The organism is Geobacillus sp. LEMMY01 (assembly GCF_002042905.1).
GTDB lineage: Bacteria > Bacillota > Bacilli > Bacillales > Anoxybacillaceae > Geobacillus > Geobacillus proteiniphilus.
The window spans coordinates 124734-150041 of the sequence record NZ_MVKA01000008.1; the positions used below are offsets into that span (position 1 = coordinate 124734).

Annotated in this window: 22 protein-coding genes and 1 pseudogene; 20 read left to right on the forward strand and 3 right to left on the reverse strand. The window is 49.8% G+C overall.

Features of this window, described 5'->3' with window-relative positions; all coding sequences use genetic code 11:
• The first annotated feature begins 77 nt into the window (after positions 1–77).
• Both B1A75_RS05955 and B1A75_RS05960 read left to right on the forward strand, forming a co-directional pair.
• Positions 78–1457 (forward strand): D-serine ammonia-lyase, encoded by a 1380-nt coding sequence (locus B1A75_RS05955; RefSeq protein WP_079935900.1) that lies wholly within the window; start codon positions 78–80, stop codon positions 1455–1457.
• 56 nt (positions 1458–1513) lie between these two features.
• Positions 1514–1627, forward strand: a pseudogene (locus B1A75_RS05960) (maltose acetyltransferase domain-containing protein); the annotation flags it as partial.
• A gap of 111 nt (positions 1628–1738) precedes the next feature.
• Here the strand turns inward: B1A75_RS05960 and B1A75_RS05965 are convergent.
• Positions 1739–2389 (reverse strand): cyclase family protein, encoded by a 651-nt coding sequence (locus B1A75_RS05965; protein WP_079935901.1) that lies wholly within the window; start codon positions 2387–2389, stop codon positions 1739–1741.
• A 252-nt stretch (positions 2390–2641) separates the two neighbouring features.
• Here B1A75_RS05965 and B1A75_RS19810 point away from each other — a divergent pair, with 252 nt between their 5' ends.
• Together B1A75_RS19810 and B1A75_RS05970 are read left to right on the forward strand one after the other, a co-directional pair.
• Positions 2642–2800 carry a hypothetical protein gene (locus B1A75_RS19810; RefSeq protein ID WP_176202384.1) on the forward strand — a complete coding sequence of 53 codons (159 nt, stop codon included), beginning with the start codon at positions 2642–2644 and terminating at the stop codon, positions 2798–2800.
• A gap of 131 nt (positions 2801–2931) precedes the next feature.
• Positions 2932–4368: an aldehyde dehydrogenase family protein gene (locus B1A75_RS05970; protein ID WP_079935902.1), complete on the forward strand. Its 1437-nt coding sequence runs from the start codon at positions 2932–2934 to the stop codon at positions 4366–4368.
• An 85-nt stretch (positions 4369–4453) separates the two neighbouring features.
• On the opposite strand, the gene B1A75_RS05975 is transcribed toward B1A75_RS05970, so the two are convergent.
• The gene (locus B1A75_RS05975; protein ID WP_079935903.1) at positions 4454–5914 is read right to left on the reverse strand and encodes an ArnT family glycosyltransferase; all 1461 of its coding nucleotides are present in this window, start codon (positions 5912–5914) and stop codon (positions 4454–4456) included.
• Between the two features lie 188 nt (positions 5915–6102).
• Between B1A75_RS05975 and B1A75_RS05980 the strand changes: the two genes are divergently transcribed.
• The 16 genes from B1A75_RS05980 (at position 6103) to B1A75_RS06055 (ending at position 24810) form a co-directional block, all read left to right on the forward strand.
• Positions 6103–6867, forward strand: coding sequence for an enoyl-CoA hydratase (locus tag B1A75_RS05980; RefSeq protein ID WP_079935904.1), 765 nt, complete (start codon positions 6103–6105; stop codon positions 6865–6867).
• A gap of 189 nt (positions 6868–7056) precedes the next feature.
• On the forward strand, positions 7057–8073 hold the full coding sequence (locus B1A75_RS05985; RefSeq protein WP_042380736.1) for a LacI family DNA-binding transcriptional regulator: 1017 nt from the start codon (positions 7057–7059) through the stop codon (positions 8071–8073).
• A gap of 298 nt (positions 8074–8371) precedes the next feature.
• Complete coding sequence (locus tag B1A75_RS05990; protein WP_011231389.1) at positions 8372–9376, forward strand: Gfo/Idh/MocA family protein; 1005 nt, start codon at positions 8372–8374, stop codon at positions 9374–9376.
• A 16-nt stretch (positions 9377–9392) separates the two neighbouring features.
• Positions 9393–10586 (forward strand): Gfo/Idh/MocA family protein, encoded by a 1194-nt coding sequence (locus tag B1A75_RS05995; RefSeq protein ID WP_079935905.1) that lies wholly within the window; start codon positions 9393–9395, stop codon positions 10584–10586.
• Between the two features lie 55 nt (positions 10587–10641).
• Positions 10642–11670 carry a scyllo-inositol 2-dehydrogenase gene (gene iolX, locus B1A75_RS06000; RefSeq protein WP_079935906.1) on the forward strand — a complete coding sequence of 343 codons (1029 nt, stop codon included), beginning with the start codon at positions 10642–10644 and terminating at the stop codon, positions 11668–11670.
• Positions 11671–11804: 134 nt separating this feature from the next.
• A complete protein-coding gene (locus tag B1A75_RS06005; RefSeq protein WP_042380739.1) occupies positions 11805–12773 on the forward strand; it encodes a sugar ABC transporter substrate-binding protein in 969 nt (322 codons plus the stop codon).
• Between the two features lie 176 nt (positions 12774–12949).
• On the forward strand, positions 12950–14461 hold the full coding sequence (locus B1A75_RS06010) for a sugar ABC transporter ATP-binding protein (RefSeq protein WP_079935907.1): 1512 nt from the start codon (positions 12950–12952) through the stop codon (positions 14459–14461).
• A gap of 18 nt (positions 14462–14479) precedes the next feature.
• Positions 14480–15484 (forward strand): ABC transporter permease, encoded by a 1005-nt coding sequence (locus B1A75_RS06015; RefSeq protein ID WP_042380744.1) that lies wholly within the window; start codon positions 14480–14482, stop codon positions 15482–15484.
• A gap of 15 nt (positions 15485–15499) precedes the next feature.
• Positions 15500–16342 carry a sugar phosphate isomerase/epimerase family protein gene (locus B1A75_RS06020; RefSeq protein ID WP_079935908.1) on the forward strand — a complete coding sequence of 281 codons (843 nt, stop codon included), beginning with the start codon at positions 15500–15502 and terminating at the stop codon, positions 16340–16342.
• A 21-nt stretch (positions 16343–16363) separates the two neighbouring features.
• Entirely contained in the window at positions 16364–18298 is a 1935-nt protein-coding gene (gene iolD, locus B1A75_RS06025; protein WP_079935909.1) for a 3D-(3,5/4)-trihydroxycyclohexane-1,2-dione acylhydrolase (decyclizing), read from the forward strand.
• A gap of 18 nt (positions 18299–18316) precedes the next feature.
• Positions 18317–19243 carry a myo-inosose-2 dehydratase gene (gene iolE, locus B1A75_RS06030; protein WP_079935910.1) on the forward strand — a complete coding sequence of 309 codons (927 nt, stop codon included), beginning with the start codon at positions 18317–18319 and terminating at the stop codon, positions 19241–19243.
• Positions 19244–19261: 18 nt separating this feature from the next.
• Positions 19262–20092, forward strand: coding sequence for a 5-deoxy-glucuronate isomerase (iolB, locus tag B1A75_RS06035; RefSeq protein ID WP_079935911.1), 831 nt, complete (start codon positions 19262–19264; stop codon positions 20090–20092).
• A gap of 31 nt (positions 20093–20123) precedes the next feature.
• On the forward strand, positions 20124–21131 hold the full coding sequence (iolC, locus tag B1A75_RS06040) for a 5-dehydro-2-deoxygluconokinase (RefSeq protein WP_079935912.1): 1008 nt from the start codon (positions 20124–20126) through the stop codon (positions 21129–21131).
• Between the two features lie 20 nt (positions 21132–21151).
• A complete protein-coding gene (locus tag B1A75_RS06045) occupies positions 21152–22612 on the forward strand; it encodes a CoA-acylating methylmalonate-semialdehyde dehydrogenase (protein ID WP_062898654.1) in 1461 nt (486 codons plus the stop codon).
• A 79-nt stretch (positions 22613–22691) separates the two neighbouring features.
• The gene (gene fba / locus B1A75_RS06050; protein WP_062898653.1) at positions 22692–23579 is read left to right on the forward strand and encodes a class II fructose-1,6-bisphosphate aldolase; all 888 of its coding nucleotides are present in this window, start codon (positions 22692–22694) and stop codon (positions 23577–23579) included.
• Between the two features lie 64 nt (positions 23580–23643).
• Entirely contained in the window at positions 23644–24810 is a 1167-nt protein-coding gene (locus B1A75_RS06055) for an MFS transporter (RefSeq protein ID WP_079935915.1), read from the forward strand.
• 196 nt (positions 24811–25006) lie between these two features.
• Here B1A75_RS06055 and B1A75_RS06060 read toward each other — a convergent pair.
• The coding region (locus B1A75_RS06060) for an IS66 family transposase (RefSeq protein ID WP_139761711.1) at positions 25007–25308 on the reverse strand (302 nt) is incomplete at its 5' end.

Here is a 25308-nt window from a genome sequence, read left to right on the forward strand (position 1 = left end):
GCAAACAATGAAGTGAACTTTGGACCGGCATCCGCCAAGGGTGCGAAACGACAAACACGCATGGGAGAGAATGGTGCATGATGACCAAAAACGAAATCCAAAAGTGGGTAAAGGAATTCCCGCTGCTTGAAATGATCATGGCGGCCGAAGAGGTGTTTTGGCGCAATCCAAAATATCACGCGTTTGCGCAAGCTATTCAAACGATTCCTTTACGCGAGCGCGATGTCAAGGAGGCCGAAGAGCGATTGCGCCGCTTTGCCCCCTACATCGCGAAGGCATTTCCCGAGACGCGAACGGCCCACGGTATCATCGAATCCCCTTTAGTGCGAATTCCGAACATGAAACAGCGTTTGGAAAAGATGTTTCAGACCAACATTGAAGGGGAGCTGTTGCTGAAATGTGACAGCCATCTTCCCATCTCCGGATCGATCAAGGCGAGAGGGGGAATCTACGAGGTTCTGAAACATGCGGAAGACCTCGCGCTGGCAAACCATATGATCACCATGGGGGACGACTATGCGGTGATGGACAGCGAGGAATTCGGACAGTTCTTTTCCCGCTATTCGCTTGTCGTTGGTTCGACGGGAAATTTAGGCTTGAGTATCGGCATCATCGGAGCGAAGCTTGGGTTCCGCGTTACCGTTCATATGTCAGCCGATGCGAAACAATGGAAAAAAGACTTGCTGCGAAGCAAAGGGGTTGCGGTTGTCGAACATCTCACCGACTACAACAAAGTGGTGGAAGAGGCGAGAAGACGGTCCACCGAGGATCCAACGTCGTATTTTATCGATGACGAGAACTCGATCCATCTGTTTTTAGGCTATGCGGTGGCGGCGTTTCGGCTGAAAAAGCAATTAGAGGATATGAACATCACGGTTGATGAAAACCACCCGCTCTTTGTATATCTTCCTTGCGGCGTCGGCGGCGGTCCGGGTGGGGTGACGTTTGGCCTGAAGCTCGTGTACGGCGATCATGTCCATTGCTTTTTCGCTGAACCGACGCATTCGCCTTGCATGTTGCTCGGCCTGATGACGGGACAGCACGATCGCGTGTCGGTGCAAGATTTTGGCCTCGATAACAAGACGGAAGCTGACGGGCTGGCGGTGGGCCGGCCGTCGAGGTTGGTGGGGAACATGCTTGAGAACGTCATCAGCGGCGTCTATACGGTGGACGATTCGACGCTGTATCGCTTGCTCGCAGCCATGGCTGATGCAGAAGGAATCTATTTAGAGCCGTCCGCCTTGGCGGGAGTGGAGGGGCCTGTTCGGTTGTTTCGCGATTCGGCGGGACAAACGTATGTAGAGGAAAACGATTTGAAAGAAAAAATGAAAAACGCCACCCATATTTGCTGGGCTACCGGCGGAAGCATGGTGCCAAAGGATGTGATGGACGCTTACTATCGGGAAGGCGTGCGGATTGAAACCATGACAGGCAACCGTTTTTCCGGAGGGCGATAAGACCCCGCCATTCGATGGAGTTTTGAAACGAATGCATAAAGTGTTGGAGGGATTCGATGAAAACCGAAAAAGAAAAGATGTTGGCGGGGCAATGGTACAACCCCGCCGACCCGGAGCTCGTCAAGGAGCGGGAGCGGGCGCGGCGGCTCGTTCGTTTGTATAATGAAACCGCCAACGCGGTCGTTGGCGGGAAACCCGGGGAAAGTGATCAAATGGATTAACTAGCCAAAGGAAGTGCGGCCCGCATCAAAGCATGTGCGGGGCTGTATCCCCCTTCTTCGTTACGCCCACTGCACCGCCACCGCCCGAACGGGCGAACCGTCGCAGCCAGGCAAGGAAAGAGGGAGGGCGATAATATACGGGTCATCAAAATCGATTCGCTCGAAGTTCGCGAAATTTTCCCCGATCACCCCGTTGGCGCCAAGAATAAGCTCGTGAGCGTGGAACGAGGAGCCGTCCGGCGGGTCGATGTTCAGGGCATCGATCAAAAACGTGCGAACACCTCGTTCGAGCATCGCTTCAATCACATCCGGCGCGACGTACGGATGGCGGAAATACCGCTTTGTTCCGGCGTATTGCGACCAGCCGGTATGAAACAACACAATGGTTCCCGGCGACAGCTTCGGGATATACGGAGCGGCATCGGCCATCGTCACCGCTTCGCCTTCCGCTTTCCCCGTGGCATCGATCACGACGCCGCGGCCAAGAAAATAGGAGAGCGGCACGTCATCGAGCCGCCAACCGTGTTCGCAAAAGTGAAACGGCGCATCCACATGCGTGCCGCTATGCGACCCAAGCACAAGGCGGCTGACGTGATAGCCGTCTTGGGCGAACGTCGCTGCCGGTTCGATCTTGGGCTTCGGATCCCCCGGGTACACCGGAGTTTGGGCCGTGATCGGCATGGTGAGGTCGATGATTTTTTTGATGATCATTTCCCGGTATCCTTTCAAGAAAATATTGGCTGCATCCATCATATAACGAAAACATATGGGAAAGAAAGATAGAGAATTGGTTGATGTCGGGCGGAAGAAAAAATAATTGCCCTGTGTTGCAACATTGGGGGCTCATCCGGTGAACAGTAGAACCGGTATGGTGAACCTATTCACTGTTTTTGTCGGCCAATGGCCTACTTAGTTGTGCTGTCTACAAGCCATTGTTCCTGACCAGGTGTAGCATCTTCTTGTTTGAACATTGTCACAAGCGAGGAAATACATCACCATCAGCAAGCATTTTGCGGTAAAGTGAGCCTTACAGCCTTTAAAATGAGACTGCCGTTTGCGCTTGCCATGATGGCACAAAAAATGCTTAAAGATGTAACAGCAGGCTCAATCATCATCTATTGAAATAAGAGGAAAAAGAAGGATTTTTGGGCATGATGGCGAATGAAACAAATAAGCAGGGCGTGTGGGATATATAACAAAGAGGGATGCGTTGGCTAAAGCTGCATGCCCAAAATAAGGAAAGGGTGAAATAGATGAAAACAGCGGTACAGAAACAGAAATTATACATCAACGGCGAATGGCGGGAAGCCAAGTCGTACACTGAGCTGAAATCGCCATACTCACGCGAGACGATTGCCGAAATTCCGACAGCGACAGAAGAAGAAGTCGATGAAGCCATTGCCGCGGCATACGCCGCGCGGCAAACGATGGCTGCCATGCCGGCGCATGAACGAGCCGCCATTTTAGAGCGGGTCGTCGAGCAGCTGAAAGAGCGGCAGGAAGAAGCGGCGAAGTTGATCGCACTGGAAGCAGCCAAACCGATCACCACGGCGAAAGGGGAAGTCGCCCGCACGATCCAAACGTACAAATTCGCCGCCGAAGAAGCCAAACGCATTCATGGGGAAACGTTGCCGCTCGACGCGGCGCCGGGTGGGGAAAATCGCATCGCCTTGACGGTCCGCGAGCCGATCGGCGTTATCGGGGCGATTACGCCGTTTAACTTCCCGATGAACTTGGTCGCCCATAAACTTGGCCCGGCCATCGCCTCGGGCAACACAGTTGTGTTAAAACCAGCCAGCCAAACGCCGCTGTCCGCCTATTTTATCGCCGAATTGTTCGAAAAAGCCGGTTTGCCGAAAGGGGCGCTCAACGTCGTCACCGGAAGCGGCCGCACGGTCGGCGACAAAATCGTCACCGACCCGCGCATCAGCATGATCACTTTCACCGGCAGCCCGGAAGTCGGCATCGCGATCCGCAATAAGGCGGGCTTAAAGCGGGTGACGCTCGAGCTCGGTTCCAATTCGGCCGTGATCGTCGATGAACAGGTCGATCTCGACCGCATCATCCCGCGCTGCGTGTTCGGCGCGTTCACGTTCCAAGGGCAGGTGTGCATTTCACTCCAGCGCATTTACGTGCATGAGAATCGTTATGACGAATTCGTTGAAAAATTTGTCACGGCGGCCAAACAATTGAAGACGGGTGACCCGCTCGATCCGAATACCGATGTGTCGGCCTTAATTACGCCAAATGACGTCGACCGGGCGCTTTCGTGGATCGAAGAGGCAAAACAAGGGGGCGCCAGCGTTGTCCTCGGCGGCGAACGCGACGGCAATATCTTGCTTCCAACCGTCATTGTCGACGCCGAACCGACAATGAAAGTGTCGTGCCAAGAAGTGTTCGCCCCCATTGTTTTGATCAACCGCGTCCGTTCGATCGATGAAGCCATTGAATTGGTCAATGACTCGCGCTACGGCTTGCAGGCGGGCATCTACACCGACAACGTCCATACCGCGTGGAAAGCGGCGAAACAATTGCACGTCGGCGGGGTGCTGATCAACGACATCCCAACGTTCCGCGTTGACCATATGCCGTACGGCGGCGTGAAGGAAAGCGGGTTCGGCCGCGAAGGTCTTCGCTATGCGATCGAGGAAATGACGGAGTTGAAGTTGATTATTTTTAACGAAAGTTAAGCGGGATGAGAAGAGATAGGAGGAAAGTTTCTGTTAGGAAAGAATGGCTGTGCAGCCTTGGAGCGAGCGTCACTCCAAGGCTGCCTCATGAAGCGTGCTTTTCCAAAATATATCCCCAACGGTTTGAGGCAAGAACAGACAGGTGGTACTCATGCTCGAGCTGTTTGCTGAACCAGGCTTTTTTCACGAGAAGCAAGCTTCGGCTTGTATGCAAGAACGTTTTCAACCCTCCGCGCCGAGGTTTGAGGTCATTCGCAAGCTCTGCTGTCAAGACCGCATTTTGCGGCCAGCGGCCTTTCTCGTGCAACGGATGGTACATAAACAGCTCGTATCCATGAACAGGCCTTTGAGCGGTCTGCTGAAGCAATGCCAGTTCGAAATTTGGCTTCGGATGATGGATATAATGTTGAATATTCGTTTCATAAAACGATGCGACGAACAACAGACCGGCAAGCAGCAGCCCGCGCGCCCCCCACGTTCCTTTTCTCCATAATTGACTTGCGCAAATGCCAATCAATAGGCAAAGCGGCGGATAGACAGGGAGGAGGTACCATCTGATTTTCGTCTTCGCTATGGTAAACATGAGAAGCGGGACGCAAATCCAAAGCAAAATCCCGATCACATCTTCTTTCAATCGATGGTCTGTTCCTTCAAACGCTAAAAGACGAACGCCTTGCATGTAACTGATGACCATGATGCCGATCAAGAGAGCCAGCCACCAAAAGAAGAAATGAACAAGAATGACGCCGTAATAGGCTTCATCACCGATATGACCCTCAATGGGCCGAGTGGAGCGCAGCAACAAGTCATATTCGATCATTTGTTTAAAAAAGTGGAATCCATCATAGTGATAGCGGGCAAAAGCCCAAGCGAGCACAGGAACCGTGAAACTGACGACTGCCCTCCACCATGTGCGCCAGCGGCCTGATTCCCACTGTCTAGTGATGAGAAAATATAAGACCATGATCAACAGAATGTTCCCCGCATGCCAACTTTTCGTTAAAAACGCAAGTGAACAGGCAAGGCCCGCTGCATACAACCATCGCGTCTGCCGTCTGGCGGCCAGCAACGAAAGGATGGATAACGTAAAGAAGAATACAAAGAGCGAATCCGCATCTCCGGTGCGAGCGCAATGGTTGAGCAAATATTGAGTGCTAGTAGACAAGGCAAGCAATGAGACGATCGCGGCCATGCTTCCAAATCGTTTTTTCACAAACAGCGCAATGGCAACGGCCGTGAGGATAGCGCAAATGCCAGACATCAGCCGCAAACCAAGCGCGTTCAGCCCGACCAGCTTGTAGCCAATCATGATCGCCCAGTAGCTGACAGGAGGCTTTAAATTCCAGTAATCAGGATGCCCAAGGTATGTGTTGACGATCAAATTTCCATGCCTCAGCATTTCGTATGCATTGACGCCATGACGCGCTTCGTCCCAGCTTGAAATCGGGAATGTTCCTAGATGATAAAAGACGTTGTAGACCATCATCGAGAATATCAACGCCGCCGCTGCATAAAACGAGATGTTTCGTACACTTGGATTTCTCATGCGATCCACTCCTTTATCGGCACGCTGTGCTTCGAAAAAAAGCAACACCGACATAGAAGCTATTACAAGTAGATGAAGATGTCAAGCATGGATGTGTTGGAGAAAATGATATTTTTGCCGCCAACAAGGAAAAAACAATCTTCATGGCGAATGAAAAGAAATGAATCATCATTCAGAGGAGGAGAGCCATGGAAACGGTTGTGCTGACATTTGACCAAAACAAAGCGATATTGGAACTGAACCGCCCGCAGGCGTTAAATGCCATGGATGTGCAAATGCTAACGGAACTCGTCGACGCGCTGCGGCAAATCAAGGAAAGTGATGCTTCCGTTGTCGTCATCCGCGGCAGAGGAAGAGGCTTTTCGGCTGGGGGCGACATTAAGACAATGCTGGCAGTCGATGACCCGAGCCAATTTCAAACCGTGATGAAAACGATTCAGGAGATGATCATGCTCTTGTATACGATGCCGAAAATCACCGTTTCGCTCATCCATGGCCCAGCGGCCGGCCTTGGGTTCAGCTTTGCCTTGGCGAGCGATTACCTCATCGCCACGAAAGAAGCGCGCTTGGCGATGAATTTCATCGGCATCGGCCTCGTCCCTGACGGCGGCGGGCATTTCTTCTTGGCCCAGCGGGTCGGCACGGCGAAAGCCAAACAGATCATTTGGGAAGGAAAACCGATGAGCGCTGACGAAGCGCAGCAGCTCGGGCTGATTGACTTCATCGTCGAAGATGAACAACAGGCGGAACAAGCAATCGCTTCCTTGCAAGAAAAACCGCTTCAAGCCATGATCGCCACGAAAATGTTGTACGTCGAACAAACAAAAGAAGATTTGCTTCGCGTGCTCGAACTCGAAACCGACGCCCAACAGCGCATGCGGCAAACCGAAGACCACCGCGAAGGCGTTCGCGCCTTTTTAGAAAAGCGGAAGCCGGTGTTTCGGGGGAGGTAGGAGAAACGATAGCATTGGTTCATTTGTTCAAACCGGTCAATAACTAGGCCGGTTTTTATATGGTTTTATTTATTACGAAATCCGAAAAAACAATTGAAAGAAAGTGGAAAAAACATTAAAATAACGTTAAAGAAAGCAAGCGCTTTACCTAACGAGCTTGACTACAACAGATGGAGAGAATGATGAGCGATGAAAGTAACCATTTACGATGTAGCAAAAAAAGCGGGTGTATCCATTTCAACGGTATCAAGGGTGCTCAATAATACCGGGCGCATTAGTGAAAGAACGAGAAAAAGAGTCCTTCGGGTAATGGAAGAGCTGCATTATCAACCGAGCATGGTCGCCTCGGCGTTGACTGGGAAGCGGACAAGAACGATTGGCCTTGTCATCCCTGACGTAGCAAACCCATTTTTTTCTGAAATCGCTAGGAAAGTGGAAGATCGGGGGAGAGAACAGGGATTTAACGTTCTGATGTGCAATACGGATAACAACCCGGAGACGGAAGAAATGTATCTTTCTTTATTGCGCCAAAAAAGCGTGGATGGCATCATTATCGGAACCACAACGAACAATTATACAATGATCAAAGAGCTGTTGGAAGAGAATTTCCCTTTGGTTTTTATTGCCCAAGACATCCCGGAGCTGGCTATTAACGTGGTGAGAGTTGATGATTTTTTAGGGGGATATCAGGCTGTCTCGCATCTTGTTTCCCTAGGACATCAACAGATCGCGATCATGCTTGGGAATTTAAGTCGTACAAGCGATAAATACAGGCTGCAGGCCTATCAGCAGGTGCTTCAAGAGAACGGCTTGAAATGCGAAGAATCTTGGATTGTATATACGGACTATTCGATGGCTGATGGAAAAAGGGCGGCGATGGAGCTGTTGCAGTTGACCCCAAGGCCGACAGCGATTTTTGCCTGTTTTGATTCTCTTGCCGTTGGCATTTATCAGGCGGCCAAAGAGTTGGGACTCCGCATTCCTGATGATCTGTCGGTGGTTGGATTTGATAATACGATTTTATCGGCCATTATCGACCCGCCGTTGACGACAGTCGCCCAACCTATTGAAGAAATGGGAAGGCAAGCGGTTGACCTGCTAATTGCCCAAATTGAAGAGACCAATCATACGAAACAGCGGATCATTTTGCCGCCTCATCTAGTGGTAAGGAAATCGGCCTGTCATATCGCTAAAGTGAAATCGTAAGGATGTGAGCAGATTGTTTTTATGAAATAATAGATGTTACCGGAGAAAACGTTGAATTTAATGAGAAGAACAGCTGTAAATAGCTGTTCTTTTATTTTTTAATAAAAATTCTATAAATTTAGAAAAAATACTTGATAAAATAATAGGTTGAGGGTAAAATAAAAAACAAAAGGAAAGCGCTTGCTCAAAAAGTTTGATAGGGATTAGATTGCACTATTATTAATGGACATGATAACCATTGTTTTCGATGTATTAGAAAGCGCTTCCCTGCTACAACGGAGATGAGGAGGAGAAAATAATGACTCGGGTGAAAGTAGGAATTTTGGGAGCCGGAGGGATTGCCAAGGTACATACGTCGATCCTAAAGAAAGATGAGCGGGTTCAAATTATTGGGGTAGCGGATATTGTGGAAGAAAGAGCCGCTTCATTGGCGAAGGAAGCCGGGGAAGCAAAAGCGGTCAAAAGCCTCGAGGAATTATTTGATCTTGGTGTAGATGCTGTTTACGTGACGACGCCAAACACGATGCATGTTGAGCCGGTACTAAAATGTCTGGAAAACAATGTGCATGTGTTCTCAGAAAAACCGATGGCGACTTCTTTGGAGGGGGCAGAGCAGATCAGGCAAGCGGCTGAACGATCAAAGGCGATTTACAACTTGGGAATGAACCGTCGATATGCGTCGGTGTACAAAAGAGTCAAGGAATTGGTTGATTCCGGGGAGGTAACCCCCTATTTGGCTCATGTAAAAATGAACCGCGGCGAACTGTTAAATCCTCCTTGGACGGCAAACCCGAAGGTGACGGGAGGCTTCTTGTATGAAACTCCTTTCCATTTGATGGATCTGTGCCGTTATTTATTTGGTGAAGTACAAACGGTTTACTGCGAAGCAAAACAAAACATTTCGACAGAGGAATTAGATACATTCGCGATTATGATGACATTTGTCTCGGGGACGATCGTCAATTTTGTGACGTATGCTCATGCTGGATGGAGCTTTCCGTTTGAGAGTTTGGAGGTTTATGGGAAGTATAGCACGGTCGCAACCCAAGAACTCGAAAAAGTCATGTATGCCCCAGGGTTGCAGCAGGCGGCGCACATTCATGATTTCTATCAATTATCCATTGAAGAAAAATGGGGATATAAGGAAGAGGATCGTCTGTTTATTGATGCCATTATCCATGGAACAAAGCCTCCGGTGACAGCTGAAGATGGCTTCCGCTCGATTCAATTGCTAGAGGCGATTTATGAAAGTGCTAAAACGGGGAAAATAATCGACTTTCGCCAAACAGCTCCGTCAAAATAAAAAGGCGGGTGAGAGAATGAAAGAGAAAAAACAAATCCGGATTGGCATGGTTGGTTATAAGTTTATGGGAAAAGCGCATAGCCATGCGTTTCGCGATCTTCCCTTTTACTTCGACACAGATGTCATCCCAGTTCTGCAAGCCATTGCGGGCCGGGATGAGCAAGGAGTTAAAGAAGCGGCGCAAAAAATGGGATGGGCATCGTATGAAACAGATTGGCGCCGCCTGATTGAACGGGATGATATCGATGTCATCGATATTGTTACCCCAAACAATACGCATGCGGAAATTGCAATCGCGGCAGCGAAAGCAGGAAAACATATCATTTGTGAGAAACCGCTTGCTCTCACATTGGAACAATCGCTTGAAATGTTGGAAGCTGTCAAGCGAGCAGGTGTAGTTCATATGATTTGTCACAATTACCGTTTTGCTCCGGCGGTTCAGTTTGCCAAGCAGTTGATCGCACAAGGGCGACTGGGGAAAATTTACCACATTCGTGCTACGTTTTTGCAAGACTGGCTGATGGATCCGAACTTCCCGTTAATATGGCGCCTGAAAAAAGAAGTATCTGGATCAGGCACACACGGAGATCTTGGGGCGCATATTATCGACCTGGCCCGTTTCTTAGTCGGAGAATTCCGCGAAGTTGTCGGCATGATGGAGACGTTTATTAAAAAACGGCCGCTTGGAGATATGGATATCCATTTAAAAGGGCGCGTTGAAGGCACGGCATGGGGAGAAGTGGATGTTGATGATGCCTCCGCCTTCTTGGCCCGTTTTGAAAACGGGGCTTTAGGAGTGTTTGAAGTCAGCCGTTTTAGCAGAGGAAATCGGGCAGGCAACCGTTTTGAAATTAATGGGGAACGCGGCTCGATCCGTTGGGACATGGAAAATATGAATAACCTTCAAGTGTACCTCGAAGACGATGAGCGCGGACTGCAAGGATTCCGGACGATCAACTGCACAGAGGTGGGGCATCCGTATGCCTCGGCTTATTGGCCGGCTGGGCACATTATTGGCTATGAACATACATTTATTAACTTGTTGGTGGAAATGATGAATGGCATTGCCGGCGGGTACAGCCCTTCGCCGAACTTCGAAGACGGTGTTCGCAATCAAGCCGTGCTTGAGGCGGTGGAACGGTCGGTGCAAACTGGGGGATGGGTAAGCATTTCTGAAGTGCTACCGTCAGTGCAAGTGCAATCGCGTTGATGAAATACGACGATTTAGAAAGCGGTTACATTAAGCAAAGAAAGGTGTGTGGATCATGACCGTTCGTTGTGCAGTTCTCGGGCTAGGGCGCCTTGGACACCACCATGCGAAAAACCTGGCGACTCACCAAGTAAGCGGTGCTAAACTGGTGAGTGTGGTCGACCCTCTTGGAGAAAGAGCGGAGCAGTTTGCGCGGGAATATGGGATTGAGCGATGGACCAAGAACCCGGATGATGTATTCGAGGATCCGACAATTGATGCCGTCGTGATCGTAACCCCGACGAGCACTCATGCAGAGATGATTGCAAAAGCAGCCAAAAACGGCAAAGCGATCTTCGTCGAGAAACCGCTTACCCAAAGTTTAGAGGAAGCCGATGACATCATTCAAACGATTCAGGAGACAGGTGTCATTTGTCAAGTCGGCTTTATGAGACGGTTTGATCCTGCTTATGCCGAGGCGAAGAGAAGAATTGAAGCGGGGGATATTGGCAAACCAATCTACTTTAAAGGGATTACAAGAGATGCTGGTTCACCTCCGGCTGAGTTTATTCAACATAGCGGCCGCGTATTTTTGGACGTTTCGATTCATGACTATGATATTGCCCGTTACTTAATGGGGGCAGAAATTACGTCTGTTTCTGCTCATGGAAGAGTACTGTTGCATTCATTTATGGAAGAGTTTAAAGATGTGGATCAGGCAATTACGTATGTCCATTTTGACTCTGGCGCAGCTGGGGATATTGAGGCAAGCCGGAACTCGCCATACGGGCACGATATTCGTACAGAAATTATCGGCACAGAAGGCTCCTTGTTTATTGGTACTCTTCGCAATCAAAATGTCACATTGTTGAATGCCAAAGGAAGCACATACGAAATCATTCCTGATTTCCAAACGCGATTCAACGATGCGTACCGTTTAGAGCTTGTCCACTTTATCGAATGCGTTCAAAACCGGCAAACACCAAAAGTAACTGAAATTGACGGAAAAGTGAACCTAAAAATTGCCATTGCGGCCACCGAGTCGTTTGACAGGGGCAAAACTATACGGCTCGAAGGGAATATAGCTGAGCAGCGCGCTAATTGAAGGCAGCGAGGCCCATTTTGGCTTCGTTTGTCATAGAAAACGTCCATAAGCTGGTCTCGCTCTCCATTCGAGAGAGGAAAATGACGGGCTATGGACAAGGTAAAATTTTAAAGAGACAAGGGGGCAAAAGGAAGATGAAAGGTCGAATGAAGTGGATTTCATTGGTCGTATTGCTGTTTAGTTTTTCGTTGCTTTTTGGCTGCAACAAACAACAAGAAACAGCCCAATCAGGGGACAAACCAGGAAAAATTGTCATTGGCGCGGCCCTTCCAGATTTTGATGACAAATGGCTGAGTTACTTGCAAGACGGAATGAAGGAATATGCCAAAACGCAAAAAGATGTGGAAGTCATTTACGTTGATGCGATGAATGACGCAAACAAGCAATTGTCTCAAGTGGAAAACTTTGTTCAACAAAAAGTGGATGCCATTGTATTGATTCCTGTCGATACGGTTTCGGCGCCGCAAATGGTGGAAAAAGCGAATCAAGCGAACATTCCAATCGTGGTTGTAAACCGTATTTTTGACGGGGTAGACAAGGCAACAGCCTATGTTGGTTCTGAATCGATCAAAGCTGGCATCATGCAAATGGAAGAAGTGGCGAAAATTTTAGGAGGCAAAGGAAACATCGCCATTATCAACGGCCAAATGGGTCAGGAAGCACAAATCAAGCGGACAGAAGGAAATAAGCAAGTGATAAAAAAATATCCGGGGATGAAAGTCGTTCTAGAAGGAACAGCAGAATGGGATCGTGCAAAGGGAATGGCGCTGATGGAAAACTGGTTGCAGTCTGGCAAAAAAATTGATGCTGTTGTCTCTAACAATGATGAAATGGCCATCGGTGCGATTATGGCACTGGAGGCTGCTGGAAAGTTAAATGATGTTGTTGTAGCAGGAGTTGATGCGACGCCGGATGCTCTTGAATATGTTAAGCAAGGAAAATTAAAAGTCACCGTCTATCAAAACGCGAAAGGCCAAGGACAAGCTGGATTAGAGACGGCTATTAAAGCGGCAAAAGGAGAAAAAGTAGAGAAATACAATTGGATTCCGTATGAGCTGGTTACGAAAGAGAATGTCGATGAGTACATCAAAAAGTGGCAATGAGAAAAGAAGAGTGAAAAGGAAGGATGCTGCCGCGTTGCTGACATCCTTCCTAACATTCACTTTTCCTTTGTGAAACTAGCCTACCTAAGCTCATAGAACGGCCGACGTTATAAAGCCGCGGGGCAACCATCCGCTTTGATAAAAGGGGCAATCTATAGCGAAAAGGCGGGGTACGAATGAGCAACAATTATGTATTGGAAATGATCGATATTACAAAAGAGTTTCCTGGAGTAAAGGCTTTGGATCGGGTGCAGCTGAGAGTGAAAAGAGGAACTGTACATGCGCTGATGGGGGAAAATGGAGCGGGGAAGTCTACCTTAATGAAGATCCTGATCGGCATTTACACGCCCGATCAAGGCAAGATCATGTTCGACGGGGAAGAGCTGAAAGTCTCCACGATTAAACAAGCGCTCGATAAAGGCATTTCGATGATTCATCAAGAGTTGAGCCCGGTTCCGAACATGACGGTGGCGGAAAATATTTTTCTCGGCAGAGAACCGAGTTATCCGTTCGCGGGTTGGGTCAAAATGAAGGAACTCATTAAAAAGACGAGACAACTATTTGAACAGCTTGAGATCGATATTGACCCCAATGCGAAGATGGCGGATTTGAGCATTGCCAATATGCAGATGGTGGAAATTGCGAAAGCGATCTCTTACAATTCGAAGCTGATCATTATGGATGAACCGACGTCGGCCATTACGGAGAAAGAGGTTCATCACCTTTTCCACATCATTCGCTCTTTGAAAAAAGAGGGCGTATCCATTATTTATATTACTCATAAGATGGATGAACTCGAACAAATCACCGATGAGGTGACCGTGCTGAGGGACGGGAAGTACATCGGGACGAAGCCGAGCCATCAAATTTCAAGGGATGAACTCATTCAAATGATGGTCGGAAGGGAATTGAATCAAATTTTCCATAAGCCAAAGATTCCGATCGGAGAAGTGGCGTTGTCGGTCAAAGGGTTGACGAAAAAAGGGAAATTTCATGATGTGAGCTTTGAAGTACGGAAAGGGGAAATAGTCGGGTTTGCTGGGTTGATGGGGTCTGGAAGAACAGAAGTATTAGAAAGCGTTTTTGGCGTTGCCAAACCGGACGCGGGAGACATTTATGTTCACGGAAAAAAGGTTGCGATTCGCTCGGCACGGGACGCGATTCGATATGGGATGGGCCTGTTGACGGAAGACCGAAAACTGACAGGGCTGTTTTTACCGTTGTCTGTCGAGGACAACATGATCACGGTTACGGTCAACCAGTATACGAAGGCGGGTTTTTTGCAGCAACGAAAAATCCGCGAAGACTGTCAAAGGCTAGCCGAACAGCTTGCGATTAAAACGCCGAGTTTGCAGCAGTTGATCAAATATTTAAGCGGGGGCAATCAGCAAAAAGCGCTCATTGCCCGATGGCTGCTTCACAATCCGGATATTTTGTTTCTCGATGAACCGACGAGGGGAATTGATGTAGGGGCGAAGGCGGAAATTTACAATTTGATTTTTGATCTCGCCAAGAAGGGAAAAGCGATCGTCGTAGTTTCTTCGGAAATGCCGGAAATATTGGGATTGAGCGACCGGATTATCGTTATGCATGAAGGAAGAAAAACAGGAGAGCTGACAAGGGAAGAAGCAACCCAAGAGCGGATTATGCAGCTGGCAACGGGCCAGTTGATCGAGGCGAAGCGATAAAGAGCAGGGGGAATGGGTATGGAAAGCCAAGTTTCTGTTACGAACAAACAGGGGAAGGCAGGGATTTCTTCGACGGCCACGTCGAAGGACAAATTGTATCGATTTTTAAACCGATATGGCATGTTGGTGATTCTGATAGCACTCGTCATTTTGATGTCCATTCTTTCGCCGACATTTTTTACAACCGGCAACTTATTAAATATTGTTCGGCAAATGTCGGTGGTCGGCATTGTCGCGATTGGCGTCACGATCGTCATTATTACGACTGGGATCGATTTGTCATCAGGTTCCGTGATTGCTCTTGTGTCTGTAGTTACGGCTAGCCTTGCTCATCCGGATACGTATCCAGTCGTTGTCCCCATTTTGGTTGGTCTTGGATTAGGGCTCTTGACGGGTGTGATCAACGGGACGATTATTTCGAAGGCGAAAATTGCTCCCTTTATTGTGACACTGGGAATGATGACAGCAGCGAGAGGTGCGGCGCTGCTATTCAGCGATGGGAGACCAATCGGGAACTTGTCGCCATCGTTTTTATGGATTGGGCAAGGAGATGTTGTGGGAATCCCGGTCCCGATTCTCATCTTTGCGCTTGTGGGGGTCATTTCCTACATTCTCTTAAATAAAACGAAGTTTGGCAAATACGTGTATGCAATTGGCGGAAATGAACAGGCGGCCATAATTGCCGGAGTCAATGTCGATAAATATAAGATTTTCGTTTACGCATATGCCGGGCTATTGTCAGGGCTGGCTGGACTCATCTTGACCTCGCGCATTTCCTCGGGGCAGCCGACGGCCGGGGTCATGTATGAACTCGATGCCATCGCTGCCGCGGTCATTGGCGGAACAAGCCTTGCCGGTGGAATCGGGACGATCGGCGGCACGATTGTCGGTGCGCTCATTATCGGGGTCATGAATAACGGTCTCGACTTGTTGAATGTTTCGCCATATTGGCAGCAAATTCTTAAAGGAGTCATTATTACGGTGGCGGTGTTCATTGATTCTCGCAAAAACAGAAAATCATAGGGTTGGAGGAAAATGATGAAGCTTGTATTTAATGAAGCGACGACGCTAAAAAATTCTACATTAAAGAATGACTTAGAACTATGTGAAAAATATGGTTATGACGGCATTGAAATTCGGCTTGATAAGTTGAAAGAATTTCTCGCTTCCTATACGGTTGACGACTTGAAACAATTCTTTGCTTTTCATCGTTTGAAACCGTATGCCTTCAATGCGCTGGAGTTTATCACGTTCCGCGATGAGGAAGGATTCGGCCAAATCCTTCGTGATCTACAGTTCTTATGTGAAATCGGCCAACAAATTGGTTGCAAAACGGTGATTGCGGTCCCGACGTTTGATGTCGGCGATTATACGAAGTCGGAAATCAAAGCGGAAACCGTTCGCGTGTTGCGAGAGTTAGCAGAGTTCAGCGAACCGTACGGCGTAAAAATCGCCTTCGAGTTTTGCGGATACCCGAATTGTTCCGTCAACACGTTTACACAGGCGTATGAGATTGTCAAAGCGGTGGACAGCAGTCAAGTGGGCCTTGTTCTTGACTGCTTCCATTTCCATGCAATGAACTCCCAGCTCGAAGACTTGCAGGCGGCCGATCCAACGGACATTTTCGTCTTTCATATCGATGATTGCGAAGATTTGCCGGTAGGAGCGTTACGCGATCGCCATCGAGTGTGGCCGGGGGACGGGGCGATTGACTTGGATGGCATTTTACGCACGCTTCAATCCATTGGTTACAATGATATGGCGTCCATTGAGTTATTTCGACCTGAGTATTGGCAATGGGAGGCAGAGGCAGCAATTCAAACCGGAAAGATCAAAATGGAGAACGTTCTCCGTCGGTATTTTGAGATCGAACGAGTTTGAACATCTACGGGAGGGAAACCGGTGAACACGATCCGCTTAACAACCGCCCAAGCATTAGTCAAGTTTTTAAACCAGCAGTACGTGGAGTTCGATGGTCGTGTACAGAAATTTGTCAAAGGTGTTTTTACGATTTTCGGCCATGGTAATGTACTCGGCCTTGGTCAAGCGCTTGAGGAAGATCCCGGAGAGCTCGAAGTGTACCAAGGGCGCAATGAACAAGGAATGGCACATGCGGCGATTGCCTTTGCAAAACAAAAACACCGTCGGCAAATCATGGCATGCACGTCATCCGTCGGTCCCGGGGCGGCGAATATGGTGACGGCAGCGGCGACAGCTTCGGCGAACCACATTCCGGTGTTATTGCTTCCGGGAGATACGTTTGCGACAAGACAGCCCGATCCCGTGCTTCAACAAATCGAGCACTGGCATGATTTGACGGTTTCCACAAACGATGCGTTTCGTGCCGTCAGCAAATATTGGGATCGCATCAGCCGCCCCGAGCAGCTGATGCCGGCGATGATTCAAGCGATGCGGGTACTGACCGATCCCGCCAACACCGGAGCAGTCACCATTGCCTTGCCTCAAGATGTGCAAGGGGAAGCGTACGATTTTCCTGAATCCTTTTTCCAAAAACGGATTCACCGCATTGAACGCCGCGTTCCGGCGAAAGCGGCGATTCATGAGGCGGTGGAGCTCATTCGCAGAAAGAAAAAACCGATCATCATTTGCGGCGGCGGCGTCCGCTATTCGGAAGCAGCGGAAGAACTGAAACAGTTTGCCGAGAAATTTCACATTCCTTACGGGGAAACGCAAGCCGGCAAAAGCGCGGTGGAAAGCGCCCACCCATACAATCTCGGGGGAATTGGCGTCACCGGCAACCTTGCCGCCAATATAATCGCGAAGGAAGCCGATTTGGTCATTGGGATTGGCACCCGTTACACCGATTTTACGACAGGGTCGAAACAGCTTTTCCAACATCCTGAAGTAGAATTTTTGACGATCAATGTCTCGGTCTTTGATGCTTGCAAATTGGATGCCGTCCGCGTAGTGGCAGATGCGAAACTTGCTCTTCTCGCCTTAACCGAAGAGTTGGAGAAAATCGGGTATCGATCCGGCTATACGAATGAAATAGACATCGCGAAAAAGGCGTGGGAAGAAGAGCTTAACCGGCTGCATCACGTCCGCTACCGCCAGTCGGGCTTTCAGCCGGAGGTGGCCGGCCATCTCGATGAGGTTTTGACTGAGTATTCGGAGTTTTTCGGTTCTTCGTTAACGCAAACGGAAGTCATTGGCGCGATTAACGAGTGGATCGATGACGACGCCATTATCATCGGAGCGGCAGGCAGCTTGCCGGGGGATTTGCAGCGCATGTGGGTGGCGCGCCGGCCCAATACGTATCATATGGAGTACGGCTATTCGTGCATGGGGTATGAGATTGCTGGCGCGCTTGGCGTGAAAATGGCGGAGCCGGATAAAGAAGTCTATGCGATGGTCGGCGATGGCAGCTACTTAATGCTTCACTCGGAGCTTGTAACGAGCATTCAGGAAAAGAAAAAAATCAATGTTCTCCTATTTGATAATGGTGGATTCGGCTGCATTAACAACTTGCAAATGGGTCATGGAATGGGCAGTTTCGCCACAGAATTCCGCTACCGCAACGAAGAAACCGGGCGCTTAGACGGGAGCTTGATTCCGATTGACTTCGCGCAAAGCGCGGCCGGTTACGGGGTGAAAACGTATAAAGTGCACACGCTCGAGCAATTAAAAGAAGCGCTCGAAGATGCCAAACAACAATCGGTGTCGACATTGATCGATATTAAGGTGCTTCCAAAAACGATGACCCATGATTATGAGTCATGGTGGCATGTCGGGGTGGCGGAAGTGTCCCGGAACCCAAAAATTGCGGAGGCATACAAGCGGAAAGAACAACAATTGCAAAGGGCAAGAAAATATTGAACAACTGGAGTGAGAGAGATGGAAAAAACGGTTAATCCTTTTCGTATCGGTATTGCGCCGATCAGCTGGGTCAATGATGATATCCCGGGATTGGGCGACCATTACACACAAGATCAAGTGTTATCCGAAATGGCGGAGCTTGGGTATGTTGCAACGGAAATGGGGCGCCTCTTTTCCCAAGATCCCCCGTCATTGAGGGCAAAACTGAACCAATATGGCATCGAGCTCGCCAGCAAATTCATCGGCGTGCTCTTTTCAGACCGTTCTCGTCTTGAAGAGGAACTCGAGACGTTCCGGTCTTGGGCGGAATATTTGCACGATATGGGATGCAAGTATGCGATTGTCTGCGAGATGGGGGGATCGATGCACTGGGATCCGCGCCGGGCGCCAGAAGAAAAAACGATTCAACGGCTCACGGATTCCGAATGGGAGTCCCTTGTTGACGGATTGCATCGCGCCGCGCATATATGCCAAGAGCTAGGAATGAAACTTGTTTACCACTTTCACGCGGGAACAGTCGTCGAAACGGCGGAAGAGATCGATCGCTTAATGGAGTTGACGGATCCGAATCTTGTCCATCTCTTGTATGACACAGGGCATGCGTTATATGGCGGATATGATCCAGTTGAACTGTTGCATCGGTATGCGGATCGCATTCAATACGTTCATTTGAAAGACGTAAGGCGCGATGTGCTCGAGCTGGTGAGACGGGAACAACTCGACTTTCGCACGGCGGTGTTGCGTGGCATGTTTACGGTTCCTGGAGATGGATGCATTGACTTTGTTCCGATTTTTGCCAAATTGATTGAGATGGACTATAACGGCTGGATCATCGTCGAAGCAGAACAGGACCCGGCTGTGGCGCACCCGTACACGTACGCCAAAATGGCCAAAGAATATATTGACCGCCTTGTTCATCATCTCTTGGCGGCCCAAAAGCGGTAAGGGGGGGAGGATGAAACGATGAGCCGACTGATCATACCAAGCCATTCGCCGAATGAAGAAGGGAACGTCGTCCGCGTAACACCGGAATCAGCGGGGTGGGAGTACGTCGGGTTTGAAGTGTATGTGTTGGCAAAAGGACAAACATTGCGAAAAGAGACGAAGGATCAGGAGGCTTGCCTTGTTCTTCTCAAAGGGAAAGCGAACATATCTACGAAGCTGGAGCGGTGGGAACAGATCGGATTGAGAATGGATGTGTTTGAGAAAGTTCCGCCATACTCGGTCTATGTTCCGGCAAACGATGTGTATGAAGTCGAAGCGATGACGGATGTGGAAGTAGCGGTTTGTTTAGCGCCGGGGAAAGGTACATATCCGGCGCGATTGATCCCCCCAAGCGAAGTAGGAGTCGAAATACGGGGAGCAGGAAATATTGAACGGCGGGTGCATAACATTCTTCCGGAATCCCAACCGGCCGACAGCTTGCTTGTCGTTGAAGTGTTTACGCCGGAAGGAAACTGGTCGAGCTACCCCCCGCATAAACACGACCAAGACAACTTGCCCCATGAGTCGTATTTGGAAGAAACGTATTATCATAAAATCAATCCCGGTCACGGTTTTATGGTGCAGCGTGTGTACACCGATGATCGTTCCATCGACGAAACGATGGTCGTGAAAAACGGGGATGTCGTCTTAGTCCCGAAAGGCTACCATCCGGTTTCCGCTCCCCCAGGGTATGAGGGGTATTACTTGAACGTCATGGCCGGGCCGGTGCGGACGTGGAAGTTTCATAATGACCCGGACCATGACTGGGTGATGGAAAGCAAGCTCGCGGCCAAACAGAAGGAGAAATAATCTAAAAAGACGACAGGAAAGAGGCGGTTCGATGAGTTTCCTCCCATTTGACCAGCAAAAACCGTTGGATTTTATCGCCGTTGGCCGGCTATGCATCGATTTGAACGCCAATGAAATCCATCGGCCGATGGAAGAAACGGTGACGTTTACGAAATATGTCGGTGGGTCTCCGGCGAACATCGCCATTGGCATGGCGCGGCTCGGCATGAAAACGGGATTTATCGGCCGGGTTGCTGACGACCAAATGGGTCGATTTATTGTCCGATATTTAAAAAACAATGGAATTGATACGTCCCATGTCATTACCGACAAGTCCGGCAGTGTGACGGGCTTGGCGTTTACCGAAATCAAGAGCCCGACCGACTGCAGCATCCTAATGTATCGCGATAATGTCGCTGATTTGAAGCTGGAACCGAACGATATTGACGAAGACTATATTCGGCGCGCCAAATGCCTGTTGATTTCCGGGACAGCTTTAGCGAAAAGCCCGTCAAGAGAAGCGGTGTTTTTAGCGTTGGACTACGCAAGACGCCATGGAACCGTCGTTGTGTTCGATTTGGATTATCGCCCATATACGTGGCAATCCAAAGAGGAAACAGCGATCTATTACAACTTGGCAGCCGAAAAATGCGACGTGATCATCGGCACGAGAGAAGAATTTGACATGATGGAGCGGTTTGACGGCCAGCGGCGCGATGATGAACAAACAGCGCGAAAATGGTTTGATTACAACGCGAAAATCGTTGTCATTAAGCATGGCAAAGACGGGTCTATTGCTTATACGAAAACTGGAGAAACGTTTGTCGGCACAATTTTCCCAGCAAATATTGTCAAAACGTTTGGGGCCGGCGACTCGTATGCCGCAGGATTTATCTACGGGCTAATGAACGATTGGCCGATTCCAAAGGCAATGGAATACGGGGCAGCTGCGGCGTCGATTGTCATCTCAAGCCATAGCTGCTCGGATGCGATGCCGACATTGGCGCAAATCGAACAGTTCATCGAACAACATCGCAACGGTTCAGCTGCTCGGAAATAAAAAGAAGGGGGAACATGGACATGACGATGACAACGGGAGTGCAAACCTTAAAAAACTATATTGGCGGGCAATGGGTCGAGTCTCGTTCCGGAAAGACGGAAGCCGTTCCGAACCCGGCAACGGGCGAAGTGTTGGCCTACGTTCCGATTTCAAGCCGCGAGGAGTTGGACGAAGCGGTCCGAGCTGCCAAAGAGGCGTTCAAAACATGGCGCAAAACGCCGGTGCCGCGCCGGGCAAGAATCTTGTTTAAATATCAGCAGTTGCTTGTCGAGCATTGGGAAGAGCTGGCCCGATTGGTGACGTTAGAAAACGGCAAAAGCTACAACGAAGCATATGGGGAAGTGCAGCGCGGCATTGAATGCGTCGAATTTGCGGCCGGTGCGCCGACGCTCATGATGGGGCGGCAGCTTCCAGATATTGCGACCGGCATTGAATCGGGGATGTACCGGTATCCGATCGGCGTCGTGGGGGGCATCACGCCGTTTAACTTCCCGATGATGGTCCCTTGCTGGATGTTCCCGCTGGCGATTGCGTGCGGAAACACGTTCGTCTTAAAACCGTCCGAGCGCACGCCGATGTTGGCGAATCGTTTGGCTGAACTGTTTAAAGAGGCTGGGCTTCCGGACGGGGTGCTTAACATCGTCCATGGGGCGCATGATGTCGTGAACGGGCTGTTGGAGCACCCGGATGTGAAAGCCATCTCGTTTGTCGGCTCCCAGCCGGTCGGCGAGTATGTGTACAAAACGGCAGCGGCTCACGGCAAACGGGTTCAAGCGTTGACGGGGGCGAAAAACCATTCCATTGTCATGCCGGATGCCGATTTGAATGTTGCGGTCCGTGAAATTATTAACGCGGCGTTCGGCTCGGCGGGAGAACGGTGCATGGCGGCGTCGGTCGTTGTCGCGGTTGGGGAGATTGCCGATGAACTTGTCGAGAAGCTGGTGGCGGCCGCGAATGAATTGAAAATCGGCAATGGGCTGGAGGAGAGCGTCTTTTTAGGCCCGGTCATTCGCGAAGCCCATAAGCAACGGACCGTGAAGTATATTGAACTTGGGGAAAAGGAAGGGGCCATTCTGGTGCGCGACGGACGAAAGGACGCCGCGGTTCAGGACAATGGATACTTTATCGGTCCGACGATCTTTGACCGAGTCACTACTGACATGACCATTTGGAAAGACGAAATTTTCGCCCCTGTTCTTTCGATCGTACGGGTCGAGACATTAGATGAAGCCATTGAGGTGGCCAACAAGTCTCCGTTTGCTAATGGAGCGTGCATCTATACAAGAGACGGGGGGAATGTCCGCAAATTCCGCGAGGAAATCGACGCTGGCATGTTAGGCGTCAACTTAGGCGTTCCCGCGCCGATGGCGTTTTTCCCGTTCTCCGGGTGGAAAAACTCGTTTTATGGCGATCTTCATGCGAACGGCATGGATGGCGTCGAGTTTTATACGCGCAAAAAAATGGTGACCTCCCGCTGGTAATGCGTTCGAAAACGTATCAAGCGCCGCAAGAGCGCTTGATACGTTTTCCGTATATTGAAACAGAAAAGGAGGGCGAACAATGCCGCTTGTGTCGATGAAAAACATGCTGCAACGGGCATGGCAAGGAAGATATGCCGTCGGACATTTCAACATCAACAATTTGGAATTTGCCCAGGCCATTTTGCTGGGGGCTGAGGAAGAAGAAGCGCCGGTCATTTTGGCTGTGAGTCCGGGATATATTGACCATCTCGGTGGGTTGCGGACCGCAGCGGCCATGGTGAAAGAGCTCGTGAAGGAGTACCGCATCACGGTGCCGGTCGCGCTTCATTTGGATCACGGCTCTTCCTATGAACAATGCCTCGAAGCGATGGAAGCCGGGTTTACTTCGGTGATGATCGATGCATCCCATCATCCGTTAGAACAAAATATTTCCATCACGAAACAAGTCGTCAAAGCCGCCCGGGAGTTTGGCGCCTCGGTCGAAGCGGAAGTGGGGAGGATCGGGGGGCAGGAGGACGACTTGGTGGTGGACGAAGCAGAAGCCATGTATGCCATTCCTGAGGAATGCGAACGCCTTGTGAAAGAAACAGGGGTCGACTGCCTCGCTCCGGCGTTAGGTTCGGTTCACGGCCCGTACAAAGGGAAGCCAAAGCTGGGATTTGCCCAGATGGAAGAGATCGGGCGCCGAACTGGGGTTCCTCTTGTCCTGCATGGCGGAACAGGAATTCCGCTGGCCGATATTCAAAAGGCGATTTCCTTCGGAACGGCGAAAATCAATGTCAACACCGAGAACCAATGGGCCTTTACCCGCGGCATTTGCCGCATGTTCCGCGAGAACGAGGGACTGTATGATCCGAGGAAATACCTTGGCGCCGGAAGAGAAGAAGTGAAACAGACGGTCAAACAAAAAATTCGCGAATTCGGTTCGGCAAAGAAGGCAACAGAGACCTTGTTGCCTTCGGTGTAGCCATACATGAACACGCAAAGGGGGGAGTGGGGTGGCTCACAGCCCATGGCGCAAGGATGTGGCGATGTTCCTCATCGCCTCCTTTTTCTTTTGGTTGTCTCTTTTTATTTATATACCGATCCTGTCTCCGTATGTGGAACAGCTGGGAGGGGCGTATTCGTTTGTCGGGCTTGTCTTGGGCAGTTACGGCCTCATGCAGTTTTTATGCCGCATTCCGATCGGCCTTGTCTCGGATATGGTGCAAAGGAGAAAGCCGTTTGTCACGCTCGGTATGGCGGCTGCTATGGGAAGCGGGTGGCTGTTTGCGATCACGAACAGCTTAGGATGGGCGCTTGTGGCAAGAGCGCTCGCTGGCGTCGCCGCCGCGACGTGGGTCGTCTTTACTGTTCTGTACTCTAGTTACTTCCGTCCGGAAGACACCCATCGGGCGATGGGCCAAATTTCGCTTGTCGTGGTGTTGGCACAGCTGGTCGGCATGACCGTGAGCGGATCGATCGTGGACCGCTGGGGATGGCACGCCCCGTTTTGGGCTGGGGGATGTCTAGCCGCGGTGGGCGTCGTTCTCTCTATATCGATCAAGGAATCGAAACAAAGTGAGGGATCGGTGCGGCCGCAAACCGTCCAGCTGAAAGACCTTTTTTCCGTTATGAAGGAACCGTTGTTGCTCAAAGTCTCCATTTTATCCGTTTTGGCCCACGGGATCATTTTTACAACCATCTTTGGCTTCACGCCGGCATATGCCTTAAGGACAGGCCTCGATGAAAACGATTTAAGCCTTCTGATGGTTTGCTTTATGATCCCTCACGCCATTGCGACGGTGTTCATCGGAAAGACGGTCGTTCCTTTACTCGGAAAATGGCGGTCCTTGGCCATCGCCTTTTTCGGCAGCGCCTTGTTTACGTTCTTGATTCCAGTTGCCAGCGGAAGCTTGTTTGTTTATATCGTCCAAATCGGCAGCGGTTTTTTCCTTGGACTCTTATTCCCATTGTTGTTAGGAATGTCGATTGAATCGGTCGACGACGCCAGAAAGGCGACCGCGATGGGAACGTATCAGGCGATTTACGCAATCGGCATGTTTGGTGGCCCGTACCTCGCCGGCATCGTCAATGAGCTCATCGCCCTTCCCTTCGCCTTTTATTTTGCCGGCACCCTTGGGCTCGTCGCCATAGGGCTGATCGTCGTGTGGAAGCAAAAGGAGGAGGAAACAAAAGGAGATAAAATGATTGTATAAGGAAGATCGGTAAGGAGGTAATTAAAAGTTTTTGAAAATTCACCATGAATCATCTCATTAAGTATCGTGAAGTATCGGGGAGTATCGTTAAAGTTGGGGGCACCCTTGCTCAATTTCACTAGTATCTATTCAGCCCAGTACTAGCGAGATTTTCAGAATCCAGCACCAATAGGGCATTCCCAGTATCGAAAATGCCCTAGGAGGAATGGAGAATCGTTTGAAGAGGCTCTCCGCTTAGAAGTCTTTGCAACGATTCCCACACCGGCTTTCCGTGTTTTTGCAGGGTGGAAACGACGCTGCGGATGACACAGAAAGCCTCGGCATCGTCTTCCTGACGAAACGTTCCAGAGATTTTTTGTTTGACTTTCACCATCCGTAAATCGCGTTCGGCTKGGTTAKTGTCAAACGGCACTTCTTTCTTTCGCAGGAAGAGAAGCGCTTMGTGATTGCGCTTTTCTAGGCGCCGGATGACMTTTTCCGCTTTGCGGACACCTAGAT

What these genes read in the sequence shown, in the direction of transcription:
- B1A75_RS05955 (WP_079935900.1), top strand. Translation starts at nt 78, where the DNA reads ATGATGACCAAAAACGAAATCCAAAAGTGGGTAAAGGAATTCCCGCTG.
- B1A75_RS05965 (WP_079935901.1), bottom strand. Translation starts at nt 2,389, where the DNA reads ATGATCATCAAAAAAATCATCGACCTCACCATGCCGATCACGGCCCAA.
- B1A75_RS05970 (WP_079935902.1), top strand. Translation starts at nt 2,932, where the DNA reads ATGAAAACAGCGGTACAGAAACAGAAATTATACATCAACGGCGAATGG.
- B1A75_RS05975 (WP_079935903.1), bottom strand. Translation starts at nt 5,914, where the DNA reads ATGAGAAATCCAAGTGTACGAAACATCTCGTTTTATGCAGCGGCGGCG.
- B1A75_RS05980 (WP_079935904.1), top strand. Translation starts at nt 6,103, where the DNA reads ATGGAAACGGTTGTGCTGACATTTGACCAAAACAAAGCGATATTGGAA.
- B1A75_RS05985 (WP_042380736.1), top strand. Translation starts at nt 7,057, where the DNA reads ATGAAAGTAACCATTTACGATGTAGCAAAAAAAGCGGGTGTATCCATT.
- B1A75_RS05990 (WP_011231389.1), top strand. Translation starts at nt 8,372, where the DNA reads ATGACTCGGGTGAAAGTAGGAATTTTGGGAGCCGGAGGGATTGCCAAG.
- B1A75_RS05995 (WP_079935905.1), top strand. Translation starts at nt 9,393, where the DNA reads ATGAAAGAGAAAAAACAAATCCGGATTGGCATGGTTGGTTATAAGTTT.
- iolX (WP_079935906.1), top strand. Translation starts at nt 10,642, where the DNA reads ATGACCGTTCGTTGTGCAGTTCTCGGGCTAGGGCGCCTTGGACACCAC.
- B1A75_RS06005 (WP_042380739.1), top strand. Translation starts at nt 11,805, where the DNA reads ATGAAAGGTCGAATGAAGTGGATTTCATTGGTCGTATTGCTGTTTAGT.
- B1A75_RS06010 (WP_079935907.1), top strand. Translation starts at nt 12,950, where the DNA reads ATGAGCAACAATTATGTATTGGAAATGATCGATATTACAAAAGAGTTT.
- B1A75_RS06015 (WP_042380744.1), top strand. Translation starts at nt 14,480, where the DNA reads ATGGAAAGCCAAGTTTCTGTTACGAACAAACAGGGGAAGGCAGGGATT.
- B1A75_RS06020 (WP_079935908.1), top strand. Translation starts at nt 15,500, where the DNA reads ATGAAGCTTGTATTTAATGAAGCGACGACGCTAAAAAATTCTACATTA.
- iolE (WP_079935910.1), top strand. Translation starts at nt 18,317, where the DNA reads ATGGAAAAAACGGTTAATCCTTTTCGTATCGGTATTGCGCCGATCAGC.
- iolB (WP_079935911.1), top strand. Translation starts at nt 19,262, where the DNA reads ATGAGCCGACTGATCATACCAAGCCATTCGCCGAATGAAGAAGGGAAC.
- iolC (WP_079935912.1), top strand. Translation starts at nt 20,124, where the DNA reads ATGAGTTTCCTCCCATTTGACCAGCAAAAACCGTTGGATTTTATCGCC.
- B1A75_RS06045 (WP_062898654.1), top strand. Translation starts at nt 21,152, where the DNA reads ATGACGATGACAACGGGAGTGCAAACCTTAAAAAACTATATTGGCGGG.
- fba (WP_062898653.1), top strand. Translation starts at nt 22,692, where the DNA reads ATGCCGCTTGTGTCGATGAAAAACATGCTGCAACGGGCATGGCAAGGA.
- B1A75_RS06055 (WP_079935915.1), top strand. Translation starts at nt 23,644, where the DNA reads ATGTTCCTCATCGCCTCCTTTTTCTTTTGGTTGTCTCTTTTTATTTAT.